Source organism: Streptomyces sp. V4I2 (assembly GCF_030817655.1).
Taxonomy (GTDB): Bacteria; Actinomycetota; Actinomycetes; order Streptomycetales; family Streptomycetaceae; genus Streptomyces; species Streptomyces plumbiresistens.
In genome coordinates this window covers 6651118-6670120 of the sequence record NZ_JAUSZM010000003.1, presented here as the reverse complement: position 1 = coordinate 6670120, position 19003 = coordinate 6651118, and the positions used below count along the sequence as shown (strand labels likewise).

General features: G+C 71.4%; 20 protein-coding genes. 8 read left to right on the top strand and 12 right to left on the bottom strand.

Annotated elements, in window-relative coordinates:
• Positions 1 to 20: 20 nt before the first annotated feature.
• The 3 genes from QFZ76_RS31670 to QFZ76_RS31660 are packed head-to-tail and all read right to left on the bottom strand — an operon-like array spanning position 21 to position 1945.
• Positions 21 to 350, bottom strand: a complete 330-nt coding sequence (locus QFZ76_RS31670; RefSeq protein ID WP_307676892.1) for a hypothetical protein — start codon at positions 348 to 350, stop codon at positions 21 to 23.
• A gap of 38 nt (positions 351 to 388) precedes the next feature.
• Positions 389 to 1648: a metallophosphoesterase gene (locus QFZ76_RS31665; RefSeq protein ID WP_307676891.1), complete on the bottom strand. Its 1260-nt coding sequence runs from the start codon at positions 1646 to 1648 to the stop codon at positions 389 to 391.
• A gap of 57 nt (positions 1649 to 1705) precedes the next feature.
• Positions 1706 to 1945: an SCO4848 family membrane protein gene (locus QFZ76_RS31660; protein WP_062702372.1), complete on the bottom strand. Its 240-nt coding sequence runs from the start codon at positions 1943 to 1945 to the stop codon at positions 1706 to 1708.
• A gap of 91 nt (positions 1946 to 2036) precedes the next feature.
• Between QFZ76_RS31660 and QFZ76_RS31655 the strand changes: the two genes are divergently transcribed.
• Complete coding sequence (locus tag QFZ76_RS31655; protein WP_307676890.1) at positions 2037 to 3380, top strand: D-alanyl-D-alanine carboxypeptidase family protein; 1344 nt, start codon at positions 2037 to 2039, stop codon at positions 3378 to 3380.
• Here the strand turns inward: QFZ76_RS31655 and QFZ76_RS31650 are convergent.
• From QFZ76_RS31650 to QFZ76_RS31635, 4 genes are read right to left on the bottom strand one after another with little or no spacing between them, the layout of a single operon-like run.
• Complete coding sequence (locus QFZ76_RS31650) at positions 3328 to 4236, bottom strand: YihY/virulence factor BrkB family protein (protein ID WP_307676889.1); 909 nt, start codon at positions 4234 to 4236, stop codon at positions 3328 to 3330. The genes QFZ76_RS31655 and QFZ76_RS31650 overlap by 53 nt on opposite strands.
• Entirely contained in the window at positions 4224 to 4661 is a 438-nt protein-coding gene (locus tag QFZ76_RS31645) for a GtrA family protein (RefSeq protein ID WP_307676888.1), read from the bottom strand. Before QFZ76_RS31645 ends, QFZ76_RS31650 begins: the two co-directional genes overlap by 13 nt.
• Positions 4658 to 5638, bottom strand: coding sequence for a decaprenyl-phosphate phosphoribosyltransferase (locus QFZ76_RS31640; RefSeq protein WP_307676887.1), 981 nt, complete (start codon positions 5636 to 5638; stop codon positions 4658 to 4660). The genes QFZ76_RS31645 and QFZ76_RS31640 overlap by 4 nt, the downstream gene beginning before the upstream one ends.
• Entirely contained in the window at positions 5631 to 6140 is a 510-nt protein-coding gene (locus QFZ76_RS31635; RefSeq protein ID WP_307676886.1) for a phosphatase PAP2 family protein, read from the bottom strand. Before QFZ76_RS31635 ends, QFZ76_RS31640 begins: the two co-directional genes overlap by 8 nt.
• Before the next feature lie 133 nt (positions 6141 to 6273).
• On the opposite strand from QFZ76_RS31635, the gene QFZ76_RS31630 reads away from it, so the two are divergent.
• Together QFZ76_RS31630 and QFZ76_RS31625 are read left to right on the top strand one after the other, a co-directional pair.
• Positions 6274 to 7629, top strand: a complete 1356-nt coding sequence (locus QFZ76_RS31630) for an FAD-binding protein (RefSeq protein ID WP_307676885.1) — start codon at positions 6274 to 6276, stop codon at positions 7627 to 7629.
• A gap of 38 nt (positions 7630 to 7667) precedes the next feature.
• A complete protein-coding gene (locus QFZ76_RS31625) occupies positions 7668 to 8423 on the top strand; it encodes a decaprenylphospho-beta-D-erythro-pentofuranosid-2-ulose 2-reductase (RefSeq protein ID WP_307676884.1) in 756 nt (251 codons plus the stop codon).
• 47 nt (positions 8424 to 8470) lie between these two features.
• Here the strand turns inward: QFZ76_RS31625 and QFZ76_RS31620 are convergent, their stop codons facing one another.
• Entirely contained in the window at positions 8471 to 9049 is a 579-nt protein-coding gene (locus tag QFZ76_RS31620) for a 2'-5' RNA ligase family protein (protein ID WP_307676883.1), read from the bottom strand.
• Positions 9050 to 9202: 153 nt separating this feature from the next.
• A complete protein-coding gene (gene trpS / locus QFZ76_RS31615) occupies positions 9203 to 10195 on the bottom strand; it encodes a tryptophan--tRNA ligase (protein WP_307680187.1) in 993 nt (330 codons plus the stop codon).
• Positions 10196 to 10412: 217 nt separating this feature from the next.
• Between trpS and QFZ76_RS31610 the strand changes: the two genes are divergently transcribed.
• From QFZ76_RS31610 to QFZ76_RS31595, 4 genes are all read left to right on the top strand, one after another.
• Positions 10413 to 10973: an RNA polymerase sigma factor gene (locus QFZ76_RS31610; protein WP_307680186.1), complete on the top strand. Its 561-nt coding sequence runs from the start codon at positions 10413 to 10415 to the stop codon at positions 10971 to 10973.
• Positions 10960 to 11928, top strand: a complete 969-nt coding sequence (locus tag QFZ76_RS31605; protein ID WP_307676882.1) for a hypothetical protein — start codon at positions 10960 to 10962, stop codon at positions 11926 to 11928. The genes QFZ76_RS31610 and QFZ76_RS31605 overlap by 14 nt, the downstream gene beginning before the upstream one ends.
• A gap of 174 nt (positions 11929 to 12102) precedes the next feature.
• A complete protein-coding gene (locus QFZ76_RS31600) occupies positions 12103 to 12813 on the top strand; it encodes a hypothetical protein (protein ID WP_307676881.1) in 711 nt (236 codons plus the stop codon).
• A 402-nt stretch (positions 12814 to 13215) separates the two neighbouring features.
• Complete coding sequence (locus tag QFZ76_RS31595; RefSeq protein ID WP_373464377.1) at positions 13216 to 13893, top strand: hypothetical protein; 678 nt, start codon at positions 13216 to 13218, stop codon at positions 13891 to 13893.
• Between the two features lie 13 nt (positions 13894 to 13906).
• Here QFZ76_RS31595 and QFZ76_RS31590 read toward each other — a convergent pair whose 3' ends face one another.
• A complete protein-coding gene (locus QFZ76_RS31590; RefSeq protein WP_307676880.1) occupies positions 13907 to 15355 on the bottom strand; it encodes a glycine hydroxymethyltransferase in 1449 nt (482 codons plus the stop codon).
• Positions 15356 to 15586: 231 nt separating this feature from the next.
• On the opposite strand from QFZ76_RS31590, the gene rocD reads away from it, so the two are divergent.
• A complete protein-coding gene (gene rocD, locus QFZ76_RS31585) occupies positions 15587 to 16783 on the top strand; it encodes an ornithine--oxo-acid transaminase (protein WP_307680184.1) in 1197 nt (398 codons plus the stop codon).
• A gap of 25 nt (positions 16784 to 16808) precedes the next feature.
• Here rocD and QFZ76_RS31580 read toward each other — a convergent pair whose 3' ends face one another.
• Positions 16809 to 17999, bottom strand: coding sequence for a glutathionylspermidine synthase family protein (locus QFZ76_RS31580; protein ID WP_307676879.1), 1191 nt, complete (start codon positions 17997 to 17999; stop codon positions 16809 to 16811).
• Between the two features lie 38 nt (positions 18000 to 18037).
• Positions 18038 to 18436 (bottom strand): hypothetical protein, encoded by a 399-nt coding sequence (locus QFZ76_RS31575; protein ID WP_307676878.1) that lies wholly within the window; start codon positions 18434 to 18436, stop codon positions 18038 to 18040.
• Positions 18437 to 19003 lie beyond the last annotated feature (567 nt).

Here is a 19003-nt window from a genome sequence, read left to right as displayed (position 1 = left end):
GACCGACTCCGTAGGCCGACTCAGTAGGCCACCGCCCAGGCGAACACGCCGACGCACACCGCGATCGACGCGACCGCGCGGGCCAGGATCACCCGGTCCGCGATCCGCCGCAGCGGCGCGACCGGGACACAGCGCAACGCCCACGTGAGCGGCAGCGAGAGCACCGCGGCGTACGCGAGCAGGAAGAGGGGCCGGGAGGGGTCCCAGGTGTCGCGGCCCTGGTTCTCCAGGTGGAGGAGTCCCGCGAAGACGTAACAGACGAGGGCGCAGGATCCCGTGAGGGCGGTCTCGAACAGCGCGAACAGCGTCGGACGGGTGCGCGCGAGGCGTAGGACGGGCGTTCCGGTCATGTGGAGTCTCCTCACCCGGTCCTGTCCGCCCACGGCGTTCAAGCCTGCGTCGACGCCAGTTCGATCACCGTGATGTCCGATTCGGCCCCGACCCGGGTCGGCGGGCCCCACGCGCCCGCGCCGCGGCTGACGTACAGCTGCGTGTCACCGTAGCGCTCCAGGCCGGCGAGGGTCGGGTTCGCGGCCGAGGCGATGAAGTTGCCCGGCCAGAGCTGGCCGCCGTGGGTGTGGCCGGAGAGCTGGAGGTCGACGCCGTGCTCGACGGCGTCGTGGATCTGGACCGGCTGGTGGGCGAGCAGCACGCACGCGCGTGCCGTGTCGCGGTCGCCGAGCGCCTTGACGAAGTCGGGGCCCTGGCCCTCGTCCTCGCCCGACACGTCGTTGACGCCGGCGAGGTCGAAGTGGGCCAGTTCGGTACGGGCGTTCTCCAGCGGGCGCAGGCCCAGCCGTCGTACCTCCTCGATCCACTGCTCGGCGCCGGAGAAGTACTCGTGGTTGCCGGTGACGAAGTACGACCCGTGGCGCGCCCGCAGCCCGGCCAGCGGTGCCGCGGCCGGGCCCAGGTCCTTCACGCTGCCGTCGACCAGGTCGCCGACGACCGCGATCAGGTCCGGCTGGGTGCCGTTGATCGTGTCGACGACCTTCTGGGCGAAGCCGCGTCCGAGCACCGGCCCCAGGTGGATGTCGCTGACCACGGCGATCCGGTAACCGTGCGCCGCGCGCGGGAGCTTGGCCAGCGGGACGGTGACCCGCTTGACGGTGGGGCCGTTCAGGACGCCGTACGTGCCGTAGCCGACGGTCCCGACGGCGACCGCCGCGGCGGCGCCCCCGACGACCCGGGAGACGAAGAGGCGGCGGGAGGGGAGGGACGGCGGGACGGCGGCCGGGGGCTCCGCATCCGGTTCCGGGTCGTGGTCCGGCGTGGGTGCCGTTCCCGCCGGGACCGGCTCGGGCTCCGGCTGTCGTACGGCCGTCTCGGCGCCCGCCCGCCGTTCCAGGAACCGTCGCAGCAGCGGTCGTACGACCTCACCCGCCACCACGGCCAGCAGCAGGTAGATCGACAGGGCCATCCACAGGAAGCCCGGCCAGGCCAGGACGCGCTGGAGCCAGAAGGGCGCGCCGGTGCGCTCAGCGACGAGGGCCGTGACGGTGAGCACCCAGCCGCCCGCGATCAGCACCGCGCCCGCGCGGCGCACCGGGCCGGGAGCCTGGGTCGTGTCGCGGAACAGGCGTCTCCACAGGTACCAGTTGGCCGTGACCAGCACGGCCAGGACGAGCAGTACGAAGAGTATGACCACGGTCTCGTGTCCCCCGTTGTGGGCTGTTACGGCTGTCAGGGCTGTTACGGCTGTCGGTTATGACGTCCGGCGCAATGCGCGCACTCCGCGCAACCCGATGACCCCGACGACCGTCCCCAATACGAAGGAGACGACGGCGAGCAGCAGATGCACCCAGAAGTACGCCGTCGGGTGACCGTCGTCGAAGGCGAGCCCACTGCTGTCCTTGATCAGGTTTTTGACGAAAGTGACCCAGATGACCCAGCTCCACACCCCGAAGGCGAGCAGGAACCAGGAGACGGGGCGGCTGAGCTTCATGCGTCCAGTATCGCCGCCGGGTGTCCGGTTCCTTGGCCGGGGTGGGGAGGGAGACGGGACTTCACGCCCTGTGCCATGTACGTTCCTGACCGTGCCCGCACCCAAGAAGACCGCCAGGCGATCCCTGCTGGTCATTTCCGTTGTCCTGTCGTCCGCCCTGTCCTCGCTCGTGTTGACCGCGCCCGTCTCCCTGGCGGCGCCGAGCCCGTCGCCGAGCACGTCCGCGAGTCCGTCGCCGAGCACGTCCGCGAGTCCGTCGGCGAGTCCGTCGGTCACTCCCCCGGCGAACATGTCGACCGTCGGCGGCGAACGCCTGGGCCTGCCCGGGGCGCAGGTCGATCTGGCGAGCGGGGTGCCGGTGCTGCCCAAGGGCCTGAGCGCGCGGTCGTGGATCGTCGCCGACGCCGAGTCCGGGGACGTACTGGCCGCCAACAACGCGCACTGGCGGCTGCCCCCGGCGAGCACCCTGAAGATGCTCTTCGCGGACACCGTGCTGCCCAAGTTCGCGAAGACCCAGAAGCACAAGGTCGTCCCCTCCGACCTGGCAGGCATCGGTTCCGGCTCCAGCATGGTCGGCATAAAGGAGGGCGAGACGTACACCGTCCACGACCTGTGGCTCGGCGTCTTCCTGCGGTCCGGCAACGACGCCGTGCACGTGCTGTCGCAGATGAACGACGGCATCGACAACACCGTCAACGAGATGAACGCGCACGCCGAGGAGCTCCAGGCCCTCGACACGCACGCGGTCAGCCCCGACGGTTACGACGCGCCCGGCCAGGTCTCCTCCGCGTACGACCTGACCCTGATCGCCCGTTCCGGGCTCCAGAAGAAGGACTTCCGCGAGTACAGCTCGACCGTCTCCGCGAAGTTCCCGGGCGAGACGACGAAGAAGAAGGGCAAGACGACCCGCGGGTCCTTCGAGATCCAGAACACCAACCGGCTGCTGACCGGCGACTCCGACATCTCCGTCTACCCGGGCATCGCGGGCGTCAAGAACGGCAACACCACCAACGCGGGCGCCACCTTCACCGGCGTCGCCGAGCAGGGCGGCAAGGTGCTGCTCGTCACCGTCATGAACCCGCAGAAGGACGAGCGCAACGAGGTCTACAAGGAGACCGCCCAGCTCTTCGACTGGGGCTTCAAGGCGGCCGGCAAGGTGGAGCCGGTGGGTGAGCTGGTGCCGCCGAAGAGCGCCGTGCAGGCCAGCGCCCAGCCGGGGGCGAACGCCTCCGGGGAGGCGGGGGGTACCGACGCGGGCGGCGCCGGGACCTCTTCGAAGCCGGTGGCGTCCGCCACGGCCGAGACCGCTTCCGGGGGCATGGGGGTCGCGCTCGCGATCACCGGCGGGCTGCTGGTGGTGCTCGCGGGCGCCGCGTTCCTGGTCAACCGCCGTTGGCCGCTGCCGGATCTGGTACGTCGTCGGCCTCGCCCGTAGGTTCGTCCTCCTTGCTCTGCGTGGCCGTCCAGGCCGCGCAGAACAGGACCAGTTTCGCCGTGAAGTTGATCCACAGCAGCAGGGCGACGGGGACGCCGAACGCGCCGTACATGCTCTTCGCGGCCACACCCTGCATGTAGCCGCTGAGCAGCAGCTTCAGCAGCTCGAAGCCGACCGCGCCGGTCAGCGCCGCCACGATCAGCCGGCGGCGCTTCGGCTCGACTCCCGGAAGCAGCGTCAGGACGTAGAGGAGCAGCAGGAAGTCCGCGAGTACGGCGACGAGGAACGCGGCGATGTGCAGCAGGACGCTGCCCCAGCCCTCCTTGTCGATGCCCAGCTGGCCGGTGATCCAGCCGACCATCGCGGAAGCCACGGTGGAGGCGGCGAGCGTGACGAGGACGGCGCCGCCGAGGCCGACGAGGATGCCGAGGTCCTTGGCCTTGCGCAGGACCGGGTTCTCCTCGTCGTCGGGCATCTCCCACACGGCCCGCAGGCACTCGCGCATCGAGCCCGCCCAGCCGATGCCGGTGAACAGCAGGGCGGCGCCCGCGATGAGGCCGACGGTGCCCGCGTTCTGCACCAGTCCGTCGATGTTGAGCTGGTCGGAGATGCCGGGCACCTGCTCGGCGATCTTGTCCTCCAGCGTGTTCTGCCGCTCCTTGCTGAGCGTGGCCGCGGCGACCGCGGCCAGGACGGTGAGCAGCGGGAAGAGCGCCACGAAGCTGGTGAACGTCATCGCGGCGGCCAGCCGTGTCCACTTCACCCGGTCCAGCCGCTCGTACGACCGCCACGCGTGCGTGGCGGTCAGCCGGGCGACGAGCGGCCCGACGCCGGGGAGTTTTTTCAGCCAGTCCATGATCCGACTCTGCCCTCGCTGCGGAAGACCAATGTCCTGGTGCCCCAAAACCGCAGGATCGTGGCCAGGGCCATGCCGATTCCGGCGCCGGAGACGGTGTCCGCGCGCTGCGAGGTGAGGCCGAGGCCGTAGTGACTGACGGCGAGGCACAGGAGCTGTACGAGGGCGCCGGCGAGGTTCACCGCGAAGAAGACGGCATACGGGCGCGCTCCTCTCGGGCCGGTGTCCCGGTACGTGCCCAGCGCGTTGCCCGCGTACGTCACCGAGCAGCCCACGACGAAGGAGAGCACCTTGGCGGTGAGCGGGTCGAGACCGGCCTGGCCGCGCAGGTAAGTGAAGAGGGTGAGGTCGGCGGCGTAGGCGAGGAGGCCGACGGCGGCGAATCCGAGGAGTTCCCGGCGGCTCGTCCACGCGCGCGTCCTCACCAATTGGCCACCGCCAAGGCGTACATCGCGATCCACAGCAGGCCGATCAGAGCGAGGGCGCGGTCGCGCAGGACGACGTCCTCGGGTTCGCCTGCCGTGCCGCGGTCGGCGAAGACGGCGTATCTGAGGATCGCGAGGATGAAGGCGACCATGGAGAGCTGCCGCCAGGGCAGGAGGCTGGTGTGCGGGACGCCGCCCTCCTCCAGGGCCCACAGGCAGTAGCCGAGGACGGCGACGCCGGCCGCGAGCTGCCACACGAAGCGCAGGTAGCCGGTGGTGTACTCGGTGAGCAACGCGCGCGTGGCGCCCGCCTTCCCGGCCATCTGGACGGCTTCGGAGTAGCGCTTGGCCGACACCATGAACAGCGCGCCGAACCCGGTCGTGATGAGGAACCACCGCGACAGCGGGATATCGAGCGCGAGGCCGCCGACCACGGCCCGCATCAGGAATCCGGTCGTGACGACGACGAGGTCGATGACCAGGATGTGCTTGAGGCTGACGCAGTACGCCAGTTGCATGCCCAGGTAGGCCGCCAGAAGCGCCGCGACGGCCGGCGAGACCAGCCAGGCCGCAACAACCGGCGCGAGGACGCCGAGAGCGGCTCCTACGGGGTACGCGACGGGTACGGGGACCTGTCCGGCGGCGACCGGGCGGCGGCGCTTGGTGGGGTGGGCGCGGTCGGCGTCGGCGTCCCGGGCGTCGTTGACGAGGTAGACGGCGGCCGCGCAGGCGGTGAAGAGGGCGAAGACGAACGCGAGTTGGGTGAGGGCGTGCCGGGAGAAGAGCTGACCGGCGGCGGTCGGGGCGGCGATGACGAGGCCGTTCTTGACCCACTGCTTGGGGCGCGCGGCCTTGAGGAGCCCGCCCAGGAGGCTGCCCTCTGGGGGTGGTGCGGACTGCCGGAGGGGCGTGCGCTGTTCCGGCAGCGTGGTCTCGCGGATGCGCGCGCCGCCCGTCATCGGCGCGGTCTCAGTCATGCGCGCTCCCTCTCATCCAGCGCGCTCCGATGCGCGCTGTCAGCGCCCCCAGGGCCGCGCCCGCCGCCACGTCTGAGGGGTAGTGCACGCCGACGACCAGGCGGGACACACACATCGCGGCGGCCAGCGGCGGGACGGCGTACGCCCCCAATGCGCCGAAGGCGACCGAGGCGGCCACTGCGGACGTCGCGTGCGAGCTCGGGAAGGAGTGCCGGCCGACGGTGCTCACCAGGGGCTCCACATGCGCCGGACGCGGGCGGCGTACGACCCATTTCACGCCCATGCCGGCGAGGTGCGCGCCCGCGGTGAGCGCCGTCCCGCGCAGCCATGCGCCGCGGCGTGGACCGTCCGCCACGGCTCCCGCGAGACCCGCCGCGAGCCACAGCGCGCCGTGCTCGCCCGCAAAGGACAGGACGCGCGCGGCGTTCGCGACGCGCGGGTCGCGGCCGTACGCCCGCAGCGCCGAAAGGATTCGGTGGTCGATGTCGTCGAGATCGTCCATGTGGACTCACTGTTCACGTCAGCGCCGCCGGGGCTCCGGCAATATAGGTCGACATCCCATTAATCACCCATTTCGGGTATGAGGTGAATGTTTCAAAACCAATCGCCCACAAAGGGGCGATACGGTCACCGACATGCCTGCCGACACCGCTTCCGTCACCGGCTGGGGACGCACCGCTCCCACCACCGCCCGCCTGATCCGCCCACGGACGTACGAGGAGGCCGCGGCCGCCGTCCGGGACTGCGGGGCCCGCGGAGGCATCCCGAGGGGCCTGGGGCGGGCCTACGGGGACGCGGCGCAGAACGCCGGCGGGTCCGTGCTCGACATGACGGGCCTCGACCGCATCCACGCGATCGACGCCGACGAGGGCATCGTGCTGTGCGACGCGGGCATCTCCCTGCACCGGCTGACGGAAGTGCTGCTGCCGCTCGGCTGGTTCGTGCCGGTGACACCCGGCACGCGCCATGTCACTGTCGGGGGCGCGATCGGCGCGGACATCCACGGCAAGAACCACCACGTGTCGGGTTCCTTCTCCCGGCACGTCCTCTCGCTCGAACTCCTCACCGCCGACGGCGGGGTCCGCGCGGTCGGCCCCGGCACGCCCCTGTTCGACGCGACGGCCGGCGGCATGGGACTGACCGGCGTGATCCTGACCGCGACGGTCCGGCTCCAGCCGGTCGAGACCTCGCTCATGTCCGTCGACACCGAGCGCGCGCGGGACCTCGACGACCTGATGGCCCGTCTGACGGCCACCGACCACCGGTACCGCTACTCGGTGGCGTGGATCGACCTCCTGGCGCGCGGTGCGGCGACGGGCCGCGCGATGCTGACCCGGGGCGACCACGCTCCCCTGGATGCGCTTCCGGAGCGCACGCGCGCGCGGAGGGACCCGCTGGCCTTCCGTACCTCCCGGCTCCCGGCCGCCCCCGCCTTCCTCCCCGAGGGCCTGCTCAGCCGGACGACCGTGGGCCTCTTCAACGAGCTCTGGTACCGGAAGGCCCCCCGCGCGCGTACCGGCGAACTTCAGAGGCTCTCCACCTTCTTCCACCCCCTGGACGGGGTGCCCCACTGGAACCGGGTCTACGGCCGCGGCGGTTTCGTGCAGTACCAGTTCGTCGTCGGACACGGCCAGGAGGACGCCGTACGCCGGATCGTGCGCCGTATCTCGCAGCGCCGGTGCCCGTCCTTCCTCGCCGTCCTCAAGCGCTTCGGGGACGCCGACCCGGGCTGGCTGTCCTTCCCCGTGCCGGGCTGGACGCTGGCCCTGGACATCCCGGCCCGCCTGCCCGGCCTCGGCGCCTTCCTCGACGAACTGGACGAGGAGGTCGCCGCGGCCGGCGGGCGCGTCTACCTCGCCAAGGACTCCCGTCTGCGGCCCGAACTGCTCACCGCGATGTACCCGCGCCTGGCCGACTTCCGCGCGCTGCGGGCGGAGCTGGACCCGCGCGGGGTGTTCGTGTCGGACCTGGCCCGCCGTCTCGGTCTCTAGGCAACCTCAGGCCCCCGGGCCTTCGTTAGGAGCTGTTCGTGAAGGACGCCTTCGGTACCCCCCAGTCCCTGCTCGTCCTCGGCGGCACGTCTCAGATCGCGCTCGCCACCGCACGCCGGCTGATCGCCCGCCGCACCCGCACGGTGTGGCTGGCCGGACGCCCCACACTCGCCCTGGAGACGGCCGCTTCGGAACTGCGCGCCCTGGGGGCCGACGTGCACACCGTCGCCTTCGACGCGCTCGACCCCGACTCCCACGAGACGGCCCTCGGCAAGGTCTTCTCCGAGGGCGACGTCGACATGGTGCTGCTCGCTTTCGGGATCCTCGGCGACCAGGCGCACGACGAGCGCGAACCGGCGAGCGCGGTGCGCGTCGCGCAGACCAACTACACGGGAGCGGTGTCTGCGGGCTTGGTCGCCGCGCGCGCCTTGCAGACCCAGGGCCACGGCTCGCTCGTGGTGCTCTCCTCCGTGGCCGGCGAACGCGCCCGCCGCTCCAACTTCATCTACGGCTCCAGCAAGGCCGGCCTCGACGCCTTCGCCCAGGGCCTGGGCGACGCCCTGCACGGCACCGGCGTGCACGTCATGGTCGTACGCCCCGGCTTCGTCCGCTCGAAGATGACCGCGGGCCTTGAGGAGACGCCCCTGGCGACCACGCCCGAAGCCGTCGCCACGGCCATCGAGCTGGGACTGCGCCGCCGCTCGCAGACGGTGTGGGTGCCGGGAGCGCTGCGGGTGGTGATGTCGGCACTGCGGCATGTGCCGCGAGGGGTCTTCCGGCGGCTGCCGGTCTAGGAGAACCGGGTCACGGGGATCGCGGCTGCCGGTCCAGGAGGCCGGTGTCAGGGGGCGGGGATCGGGCCGCGCTCCACGCGGGCCGCCTGCGGCGGCACGACCGCGCCCCCGAAGACGTACTCGCGCAGCTTGCGCCACTCGCCGTCGGCGCCCTGTTCGTAGAGCGCGAAACCGGTGCAGGGCCACTCGGCGTGGTAGTCGGCGAGTTCCTCGAAGGCGCGGTCCATGGCCTCGTCGTCGATGCCGTGGGCGACCGTGACGTGCGGGTGGTACGGGAACTGCAGGTCGCGCGCCACGGGGCCCGAGGCGTCCCGGACCTGCTTCTGCAGCCAGGTGCAGGCCTCGGCGCCCTCTGCGACCTGGACGTAGACGACGGGCGACAGCGGCCGGAACGTACCCGTGCCGGACAGCCGCATGGGGAACGGCCGGCCGGCCGCCGCGACCTCCGTCAGGTGCATCTCGACCGCCGGCAGCATGGCCTCGTCGATCTCCGTCGGCGGCAGCAGGGTGACGTGCGTGGGAATGCCGTGAGCCGCCGCGTCGCCGAAGCCCGCGCGCAGCTGTTGGAGCAGGCTGCCGTGAGGCTCCGGGACCGCGATCGACACGCCGATCGTTACGGTCCCCACGTCGTCTCCTGTCGTCCTGTTCGAGTTCGTTCCAGCCGTCCGGCTATCGACTGTACGGCCACGGCTGTGTTGGTGGGCAGGCGCAACCGTAGTGATGTGCAGCGCTCTGCGCAGTGGTACGCCTGTGCGGTGGTGCGCCTGTGGTGGTACGGCTCAGTGTTTGGCGGGCAGGAAGCCCACCCTGTCGTACGCCTGGGACAGGGTCTCCGCGGCGACGGCACGCGCCTTCTCCGCGCCCTTGGCGAGGATCGAGTCCAGCGTCTCCGGGTCGTCGAGGTACTGCTGGGTGCGTTCGCGGAACGGCGTCACGAACTCGACCATGATCTCGGCGAGGTCCGTCTTGAGCGCGCCGTAGCCCTTGCCCTCGTACTTCTGCTCGAGGTCGGCGATTCCCTCGCCCGTGAGAGTCGAGTAGATGGTGAGCAGGTTGCTGACGCCCGGCTTGCGCTCCGCGTCGAAGCGGATGACGGTGTCCGTGTCGGTGACCGCGCTCTTGACCTTCTTGGCGGTGGCCTTGGGCTCGTCCAGGAGGTTGATGAGCCCCTTCGGCGTGGACGCCGACTTGCTCATCTTGATCGACGGGTCCTGGAGGTCGTAGATCTTGGCCGTCTCCCTGAGGATGTACGGCTTGGGGATGGTGAAGGTCTCGCCGAAGCGGCCGTTGAAGCGCTCGGCGAGATCGCGGGTGAGCTCGATGTGCTGGCGCTGGTCCTCACCCACCGGGACCTCGTTCGCCTGGTACAGCAGGATGTCCGCGACCTGGAGGACCGGGTACGTGAACAGGCCGACGCTGGCGCGGTCGGCGCCCTGCTTGGCGGACTTGTCCTTGAACTGGGTCATGCGGGACGCCTCGCCGAAGCCGGTGAGGCAGTTCATGACCCAGGCGAGCTGGGCGTGCTCGGGGACATGGCTCTGGACGAAGAGCGTGCAGCGCTCCGGGTCGAGACCGGCCGCGAGGAGCTGGGCGGCGGCCAGGCGAGTGTTGGTCCGCAGGTCCGCGGGGTTCTGCGGGAGCGTGATCGCGTGCAGGTCGACGACCATGTAGAACGCGTCGTGGGACTCCTGCAGGGCCACCCACTGGCGGACGGCGCCGAGGTAGTTGCCGAGGTGGAACGAGCCTGCGGTGGGCTGGATTCCGGAGAGCACTCGGAATTTGGGCAGCGGCGCGGAGCGCCCCGCTTGAGGGCGGTGGTGGGCGACGGGTGGGCGGTCAGAGGCCATGCACACCATTCTCTCAGGTCCCGGGGGGCGATCCGGAACTGGTCGGAAACAGATGGGACACGGGTGGGAACCGATCCACGCCGAGCGGTGTACCAATCGTGTGAGGACGCGGGAGGGGGGCCGCATCGTCGATGAGGCCGCGGTGATCGCCCGCGTACGCGCCGGAGAGCCGGAGGCGTACGCGGAGCTGGTGCGAGCCCATACGGGCCTCGCGCTCAGAGCGGCCGCCGCGCTCGGGGCGGGTGCGGACGCGGAGGACGTGGTGCAGCAGGCCTTCGTCAAGGCGTACTGCGCGCTGGGCCGGTTCAAGGACGGCGCGTCGTTCAAGCCATGGCTGCTGTCGATCGTGGCCAATGAGACGAGGAACACAGTGCGGACGGCGGCCCGGCAGCGGACGCTCGCCGGTCGCGAGGCGGCCTTCGCGGAGGCGGAGCCGCTGATACCGGAATCGGCCGACCCGGCGGTGGCCACGCTGGAGACGGAGCGCCGCGCCGCCCTGCTGACCGCCCTGGAGAAGCTGAGCGAGGAACACCGCCTGGTTGTCACCTATCGCTATCTGCTGGAGATGGACGAGTCCGAGACGGCCCAGGCCCTGGGCTGGCCCCGGGGGACGGTGAAATCACGGCTCAACCGCGCCCTGCGAAAGATGAGCCGACTGTTGCCGGATTTTCAGCCTCGGGAAGGGGGTGATGAGCGTGAGTGAGGAGCCGGAGCGGGGTGCGTACGACGCGTACGACGGTGAGGGCGGCCCCGATGACGTGGCTGAGGGACGCCGTGGTGACAGTGACCTGGGTGCGGGGCGCCGCCGTGGCGAGCCCGCCCGGCTGCCGCAGGAGCTGCGGGCGCTGGGGCGTTCGCTGGACCCACCGGGCGGCGCCGGGTCCGACTCGATGGTCGAGCGGGTGTTGCAGCAGATAATCGCCGAGCACATCCCGGTCCCGGTGGCCGAGCCGACGGGGACCGGTGAGCGGCTGCGGGCGGCCCGGTACTGGACGCGGGCGCGGTGGCGGTCGCTGACCGCTGCGCTGTGCGGCTTGCTGACGGTCCTCGCGTTCACGCCCCCGGTGCGGGCCGCGGTCCTCGACTGGTTCGACTTCGGCGGGGTCGAGGTGCGGTACGACCCGTCGGCGGCGCCCTCGACCGGCGCCGAGGTGCCCGGCTGCGAGGGGTCGCTGTCGCTCCCGGGGGCGGAGCGCGAGGCCGGCTTCGAGCCGCTGGTTCCGCCGGCGCTGGGCGCGCCGGACGCGATGTCGGTGACCGACGAGCCGCAGGGGCGGTTCCTGGTCAGCCTGTGCTGGCGCGAGCAGGGGCGCACGATCCGGCTGGACCAGTACCCGGCCGGCCTGGACATCGGCTTCGCCAAGAGCGTGTCCGAGCAGCCCGTGTGGATCTCGCTGAGCACGGATCCCGCGGACGCCGGCACGCCGAGCAACACGGCCCTGTGGTTCCCCCGGCCGCACCTGCTCAGCTTCTGGCTGGTGGACGCGCACGGCTCCCGCTACACCCGCGAGGAGCGGACCGCCGGGCCGACGCTGCTGTGGATGCACGACTCCGGCGGTACGGACGTGACGCTGCGGCTGGAGGGGGTCGCGTCGGAGGGACGGGCGGTGGAGATCGCGAAGTCCCTCGACGGGGCGCCGGAGAAGTCCCCGAAATAGTGCGCGCGGGGTGGGAACCCCGGCGGGTCGGGCGGTGTACCAGAAGTGACAAGCGGCTCGCGGACGGGCCGCACGGGGATCGTCTGACTTTGTATGGGGGTTCGGATGCGCAGGCTCGGGGTCGGGTGGAGCGGCCGGTGTCGTGAACTGACGGCGCTGACAGGGGTGTTGGTGATGACGTCGGCGCTGATGCTGTGGGGGGCTTCCTCCGCGTCGGCGGGCGGACCGACGAGCGTGCTCGTGGTCTCGCCGCAGAGCACGGAGACGGCGGCGCTGTACTACTCCGACGAGGAGTACGGAGAACTGGAACAGCTGCTGGGCGCCCCCCGCACCGGCGTCCGCGACAAGCCGCCGGAGGCCAATCTGACGGCCGCCCGGCAGATCAACGTCACGTGGATGGTGCACGACGTGTCGCCCTGGCGCCTCGACCGGGTCTTCCCGCTGACGGACGGCGACGGCGTCTGGATACACACGGCCGCGAACCTCCCGGAAACGGTGAACGGCCAATGGCACCGCGCCCAGCACCCCGGCCAACTGCGTGAACTGCTCAAGGACCTTGGGGTGATGGGCAAGACGTCGGACGAGGGCCACTCCGCGATCTTCCCGGCACCTTGGGAGACGGGCGAGTCCGGCGTCGGCGGCGAGACCGGCACGGGCGCCGACGCCGACGCCGGCACCACGGACACAGCGACCGACGCGGCTGTCGCGCCGACTGCGCAAGCACGGCCAGGCGAGGACACCGACTGGTGGTGGGTGGTGCCCGGCGCGGCTGCCGGAGCCGCCCTGGCACTGGTGCTGCGGCCCTTCGCCACGCGGATGCGGTGGAGGCCGTGGGACCGACCGCGACGGGAGCCGGGGCCACGGCAGGAATTGCGGGACGTGTGAACGGCCGGGGGGCGACGGCTGCCAGGAGCGACATGTAGGGGGACGGATGGCGATCGGGAGCAAACGTGGGGGCTACGGATGATGGCGTGGCGAACGCGGGCGCGCGGGTGAGGACCCGGAGTACACGGGTGAGGGGGCACGGATGAGGGCCAGGATGAGGTCCGGCACACCGGCGGGGGCGCGAATGGCGGTCCAGAGCGCCGGCGGGGGCGTGCGGGTGGCGGCCCCCCGTGCGGATGTGCGGGCATGGGGGTGAGGGCCACGTGCAGACGTGCGGGCGCGCACGTGGCGGTCCGGTGCAGGCGTGCGGGCATGGGGGTGAGGACCACGTACAGACGTGCGGGCATTCGCGTGACGGCCCGGTGCAGACGTGCGGTTGTCCGGCTCGCAATCATCGTGCCGATGTCGGTGGCCGCCACCCTGTGCGGGATGCCGGCCGCGGACGCGGTCCCGCACGGGACGGGCCGGGACGCCCCGAATGTGGCGGTGGTCGTCGCGGGCGGTACGGGCCGGACGTCGGCGGTGCGCTCGGGCGAGCCGGACTTCGCCCGCCTCTGGCAACTGCTGGAGCCGATGTACGCGGGGACGGAGCGGGTGTCTCAGGCGTGGGACGAGGGCCGGTATCCACCGGTGCGGATCACCGTGATGTGGGGGCTGACGGGGATCGGGGGCTGGCCGCAGACAGACGCGGCGCCGGGTGGAGACGTGGCGATGGAGCGGCAGGACCAGCTGTTCCTGGCCGGGGACGGCACGCCGTGGGTGCGCTCGGATGCCGCGCCGGACGTGGATGACGACGACATCCGCTGGCATCGGGCTCCGCGCTCGGTCTTCGAGCGGATGAGCTGGGCCGCGTTGCTCGGCGAGGCCGACGAGAGGGCGGCGGCCGAGAGTCTGGGCGATGCCGGCGGGCCCGGCGGCAGGCACAGGTCTGCGGCGAGCGGCGTCTGGTGGGCGATACCGGGCCTCGCGGCCGGGTTCGCGGCCGGGGTGGGCGGCACCCTGCTGATACGCCGCGCGGCGGCCCGGCCGGGGACCGGACCGCCGCGGGAGGAACGACGACAGGAGCTGATCGATCTCTGATGCGGGCCGGGCGTCAGCCCAGGTCGATCTCCGGGTACAGCGGGAAACCGGCCACGAGGTCGGTGGCTCGGTGGGCGACCTCGTCCGCGATCTTCGGGTCGAGGACGTGCTGGGCCTTGGAGGGGGCGCCCTTGCCGGTGGTGCCGGGCTCGGTGGAGGTGAGCACGCGGTCGATGAGGGCCGCGACCTCGTCCATCTCGGCGGTGCCGAGACCCCGCGTGGTCAGGGCGGGGGTGCCGATGCGAATGCCGGAGGTGTACCAGGCGCCGTTGGGGTCGGCCGGGATGGAGTTGCGGTTGGTGACGATGCCCGAGTCGAGCAGGGCGGCCTCGGCCTGGCGGCCGGTGAGGCCGTAGGAGGAGGCGACGTCGATCAGGTTGAGGTGGTTGTCCGTGCCGCCGGTCACCAGGGTCGCTCCCCGGCGCATCAGGCCTTCGGCCAGTGCGCGGGAGTTGTCGACGATGCGCTGGGCGTAGTCCTGGAAGGAGGGCCGGCGGGCCTCGGCGAGGGCGACGGCCTTGGCGGCCATGACGTGCGGGAGCGGGCCGCCGAGGACCATCGGGCAGCCGCGGTCGACCTGGTCCTTGAGGGAGTCGTCGCACAGGACCATGCCGCCGCGCGGGCCGCGCAGCGACTTGTGGGTGGTGGTGGTGACGATCTGGGCGTGCGGGACCGGGTCGAAGTCGCCGGTGAGGACCTTGCCGGCGACGAGACCGGCGAAGTGGGCCATGTCCACCATGAGCGTGGCGCCGACCTCGTCGGCGATCTCGCGCATGATCCGGAAGTTCACGAGACGGGGGTAGGCGGAGTAGCCGGCCACGATGATCAGCGGCTTGAACTCGCGGGCCGTGGCACGCAGGGCCTCGTAGTCGAGGAGACCGGTGGTGGGGTCGGTGCCGTAGGAGCGCTGGTCGAACATCTTGCCGGAGATGTTCGGGCGGAAGCCGTGGGTGAGGTGACCGCCGGCGTCCAGGGACATGCCGAGCATGCGCTGGTTGCCGAAGGCCTGGCGGAGCTCGGCCCAGTCGGCCTCGGAGAGGTCGTTGACCTGGCGGACGCCGGCCTTCTCCAGGGCGGGGACCTCGACGCGCTGGGCGAGGACCGACCAGAAGGCGACGAGGTTGGCGTCGATGCCGGAGTGCGGCTGGACGTAGGCGTGGCGGGCGCCGAAGAGCTCGCGCGCGTGCTCGGCGGCGAGGGACTCGACGGTGTCGACGTTGCGACAGCCGGCGTAGAAGCGGCGGCCGATGGTGCCCTCGGCGTACTTGTCGCTGAACCAGTTGCCCATCGCGAGGAGGGTGGCCGGGGAGGCGTAGTTCTCGGAGGCGATCAGCTTGAGCATCTCGCGCTGGTCGGCGACCTCCTGGCCGATGGCGTCGGCCACGCGCGGCTCGACGGCGCGGATCACGTCGAGGGCGGCACGGAAGGCGGTGGACTCGTGGGAGAGGGGTTCGGCTGGCATGGGGACCTCCGGACGTCGTGTTCAGCGTTCACGGTACGGCCCAGGCGCACGGCACTCGGTGCTGGACACAGTCCAGGGGCCGCTCCCCGATGGTTCATCCCATCCCAGCGCGCCAGTCACGGCCCGCCGGTCAGCCTACCGGGCACGCCGCGTCGCCCAGGTCCCGCGTCCACCATCCGAGCGACGATAGGAAGGAGGCCACCGCCACCTCAGGGAGATCCCGTGAACGCTATGGAGGGGCTCGTCGCCGCGGCCGAAGCCCACAGTGCGCACACCTACCACCCGCTGCCGGTGGTGATCGCCACCGCGGACGGTGCCTGGATGACGGACGTGGAGGGGCGCCGGTATCTGGACCTGTTGGCCGGTTACTCGGCGCTCAACTTCGGGCACCGCAACCGGCGGCTCGTCGAGGCGGCGAAGGCGCAGTTGGAGCGGGTGACGCTGACGTCGCGGGCGTTCCATCACGACCGGTTCGCCGCGTTCTGCGAGGAACTCGCCGAGCTGTGCGGCATGGAGATGGTGCTGCCGATGAACACCGGTGCGGAGGCGGTGGAGACGGCGGTGAAGACGGCCCGGAAGTGGGGGTACCGGGTCAAGGGCGTGCCGTCGGAGATGGCGAAGATCGTGGTCGCCGGCAACAACTTCCACGGGCGCACGACGACGGTCATCAGCTTCTCCACGGACTCCGAGGCGCGGGCGGACTTCGGGCCGTACACGCCGGGCTTCGAGATCGTGCCCTACGGGGATCTGACGGCGATGCGCTCCGCGCTGACCGAGAACACGGTGGCGGTGTTGCTGGAGCCGATCCAGGGCGAGGCGGGGGTGCTGGTGCCGCCGGCCGGTTACCTGCCGGGGGTGCGGGAGCTGACGCGGGAGCGGAACGTGCTGTTCGTGGCGGACGAGATCCAGTCGGGGCTGGGGCGGACGGGGCGGACGTTCGCGTGCGAGCACGAGGGCGTGGTGCCGGACGTGTATGTGCTGGGGAAGGCGCTCGGCGGCGGGATCGTGCCGGTGTCGGCGGTGGTGTCGAGCGCGGCGGTGCTCGGGGTGTTCCGGGCCGGGGAGCACGGGTCGACGTTCGGCGGGAATCCGCTGGCCTGTGCGGTGGCGCTGGAGGTGATCGCGATGCTGCGGACGGGCGAGTACCAGGCGCGGGCGGCGGAGCTCGGCGAGCGGCTGCACCGGGAGTTGGGAGCGCTGGCCGGGACGGGGCGGGTGACGGGAGTGCGCGGGCGTGGGCTGTGGGCGGGCGTCGACATCGAGCCGTCGTACGGCACGGGACGGGAGGTGTCCGAGAGGCTGATGGACCTGGGGGTGCTGGTGAAGGACACGCATGGGGCGACGATCCGGATCGCGCCGCCCCTCGTCATCGGTGAGGAGGATCTGGACTGGGGGCTGGCCCAGCTGCGTGCGGTGCTGGGGCTGTAGGTAGTCCGCGGAGTGCAGGGGTTTCTCAGAGGATCACGTGCGGCAGGAAGCGGGCGTACTCGTCGGTGACCAGGCCGGAGGACTCGCGGATGCCGAGGCCCGCGGACTCGTTCTCCACGACCCAGGCGCCGAGGACGACACGGTTGCCGTCGAAGTCGGGAAGGGGGGCCAACTCCTGGTAGCAGCAGGCCTCTTGGCGTACCACGGGTATCGGGTCGGCGCCGGGCTCGTGGACCGTCACTCCCGCGCCCTCCCTGCCCAGCAGGGGCTTGGCGACGTAGCCGGTCGTCGTCGCCAGCTCCCGGGGGCCGTCCAGGTAGGCGGGGAGGAGGTTCGGGTGGCCGGGAAACAGCTCCCAGAGGATCGCCAGCAGGGCCTTGTTGCTGAGCAGCATCTTCCAGGCCGGTTCGATCCACAGGGTGCTGCCCGTGCCGCCGCCGTTGTCGAGGGTGCCGAGGACGTGGTCGGCGAAGCGGTCGGTGGTGAGCCATTCCCAGGGATAGAGCTTGAAGCAGCTGCGGATGAAGCGGAGTTGGTTGTCGACGAAACGGCCGGAGAGGCGGTCCCAGCCGATCTCCTCCATGGAGATCCAGTCGGTGTCGAGGCCGGCCTGGTCCGCGGTCTCCTTGAGGTAGGCGACCGTCATCAGGTCCTCGCCGAGTTCGTCGGCCGATGAGTGGGCGAAGTACAGGGGGCTGCCGGGCGGGAGGAGGGCGGCCTGGTTCTTCCAGGCGGCGACGAGGCGTTCGTGGAGGGAGTTCCACTGGTCGGCGCCGGGGAAGCGCTCCTCCATCCAGAACCACTGCGGGGAGGCGGCCTCGACGAGTGAGGTGGGGGTGTCGGCGTTGTACTCCAGGAGTTTCGCCGGGCCCGTGCCGTCGTGGCGGAGGTCGAAACGGCCGTAGACGGAGGGGAGTTCGGCGCGGCGGCGCCAGGCCTCGGCGACCGACTCGGCCACGCGGGGGTCGGTGATGCCGAGGTCGGCGAAGCGGTCGGTGGCGACGATGTGCTCGGCTGCCGTCAGGCACATCCGGTGAAGTTCCTCGACGACCTCCTCCAGGGCCTCGACCTCGGGGAGGGTGAAGGAGTAGTAGGCGCTCTCGTCCCAGTAGGGGCGCAGGGAGTCGTCGGGATAGCGGGTGAGCGGGTAGATGAGCCCCTGCTCCTCGACGGTCTGCTGCCAGCCGGGGCGGGGCTCGATGGTGTGGCGTTTCATGGGGGTCCTGAGGGCGGGGTTCCGGAGGGGTCGATTGGTCAGCCGCCGGAGCTGCCGCCCTTGCCGACGCTTCCGCTGTCGCCGCTTCCGAAGCCGCCCCGGTCGACGCCGCCACTGCTGCCACTGGTGCTGGTGCCACCCGTGCTACTGCCGCTGGTGCTCGAACTGCCGGAGCCCTTGCCGGACTTGGTGAAGGAGCCGCCCTTGACCCAGCTGGACTTCTTCTTGCCGCCGTAGTAGTAGGCGCCGTTGACGGAGGTGACGGACTTGCAGTTCTTGTCGGCGACGACCTCGTAGCCCTTGGAGGCGTTGTAGCTGTCGCGGTCGACGCAGCGCTTGTCCGGGTCCGAGGAGCAGGCGGTCAGGGCGGCGGCGAGCAGTCCCACGCCACCGAGTGCGACCGTGCCCGAGCGGAGTTGCCGACGCGCGTCTGCCATGTCCATGTCTCCCCGTTGGTCGGGCCGGTGGCCCGGTGTGCGTTGTCCGGCGGACAGCCTAGAGATCAGTGAGAGCGGGCGTGCGGGCGGCCCGCCCGTCATGACCTCACCTAGAGTCGCATTGTGCTCTTTGGATCGGTATGCGCCCTTGGTGGTCGAGGTGGTGGTACGACTGATCAACTAGGCCGCCCTCCCGGACCTGGTGCGAGATCCGGCGGCGTACGCCCTGCTGCCGGGCGGCGCGGGGGCGCTCCTGTCCCTGACCTCGGGGCTGCGCACGGGCTCGGTCACAGCCACCACCGCCGGCATGGTGACCGGCGAGACGGTCGGACCGGCGGCGGTGGGCGTGCTCTGGCTCGGCGAACCGCACCCGGGAGGCTTTGGCGTGGGTGGCGGTGCCGGGGTTCCTCATCGCGGGGGTCGGGGCGTTGGCCCTGACCGGCTTCGGGGAGGCACTGGCACCGATGGCCGCCGATGCGGGGTGAGGGGGCAGGGGACATACCGGGGCGAAGACCGCCCCCCCGTCAACGGAACCGGAAGTCCCGCCCCGCCCCCACTCCGAGCCCC

Excerpts from the sequence above, each read along its gene's own strand:
- QFZ76_RS31670 (WP_307676892.1), bottom strand. The coding sequence starts at position 350 with ATGACCGGAACGCCCGTCCTACGCCTCGCGCGCACCCGTCCGACGCTG.
- QFZ76_RS31660 (WP_062702372.1), bottom strand. The coding sequence starts at position 1,945 with ATGAAGCTCAGCCGCCCCGTCTCCTGGTTCCTGCTCGCCTTCGGGGTG.
- QFZ76_RS31650 (WP_307676889.1), bottom strand. The coding sequence starts at position 4,236 with ATGGACTGGCTGAAAAAACTCCCCGGCGTCGGGCCGCTCGTCGCCCGG.
- QFZ76_RS31640 (WP_307676887.1), bottom strand. The coding sequence starts at position 5,638 with ATGACTGAGACCGCGCCGATGACGGGCGGCGCGCGCATCCGCGAGACC.
- QFZ76_RS31635 (WP_307676886.1), bottom strand. The coding sequence starts at position 6,140 with ATGGACGATCTCGACGACATCGACCACCGAATCCTTTCGGCGCTGCGG.
- QFZ76_RS31630 (WP_307676885.1), top strand. The coding sequence starts at position 6,274 with ATGCCTGCCGACACCGCTTCCGTCACCGGCTGGGGACGCACCGCTCCC.
- QFZ76_RS31605 (WP_307676882.1), top strand. The coding sequence starts at position 10,960 with ATGAGCGTGAGTGAGGAGCCGGAGCGGGGTGCGTACGACGCGTACGAC.
- QFZ76_RS31600 (WP_307676881.1), top strand. The coding sequence starts at position 12,103 with ATGACGTCGGCGCTGATGCTGTGGGGGGCTTCCTCCGCGTCGGCGGGC.
- QFZ76_RS31595 (WP_373464377.1), top strand. The coding sequence starts at position 13,216 with ATGTCGGTGGCCGCCACCCTGTGCGGGATGCCGGCCGCGGACGCGGTC.
- QFZ76_RS31590 (WP_307676880.1), bottom strand. The coding sequence starts at position 15,355 with ATGCCAGCCGAACCCCTCTCCCACGAGTCCACCGCCTTCCGTGCCGCC.
- rocD (WP_307680184.1), top strand. The coding sequence starts at position 15,587 with ATGGAGGGGCTCGTCGCCGCGGCCGAAGCCCACAGTGCGCACACCTAC.
- QFZ76_RS31580 (WP_307676879.1), bottom strand. The coding sequence starts at position 17,999 with ATGAAACGCCACACCATCGAGCCCCGCCCCGGCTGGCAGCAGACCGTC.
- QFZ76_RS31575 (WP_307676878.1), bottom strand. The coding sequence starts at position 18,436 with ATGGCAGACGCGCGTCGGCAACTCCGCTCGGGCACGGTCGCACTCGGT.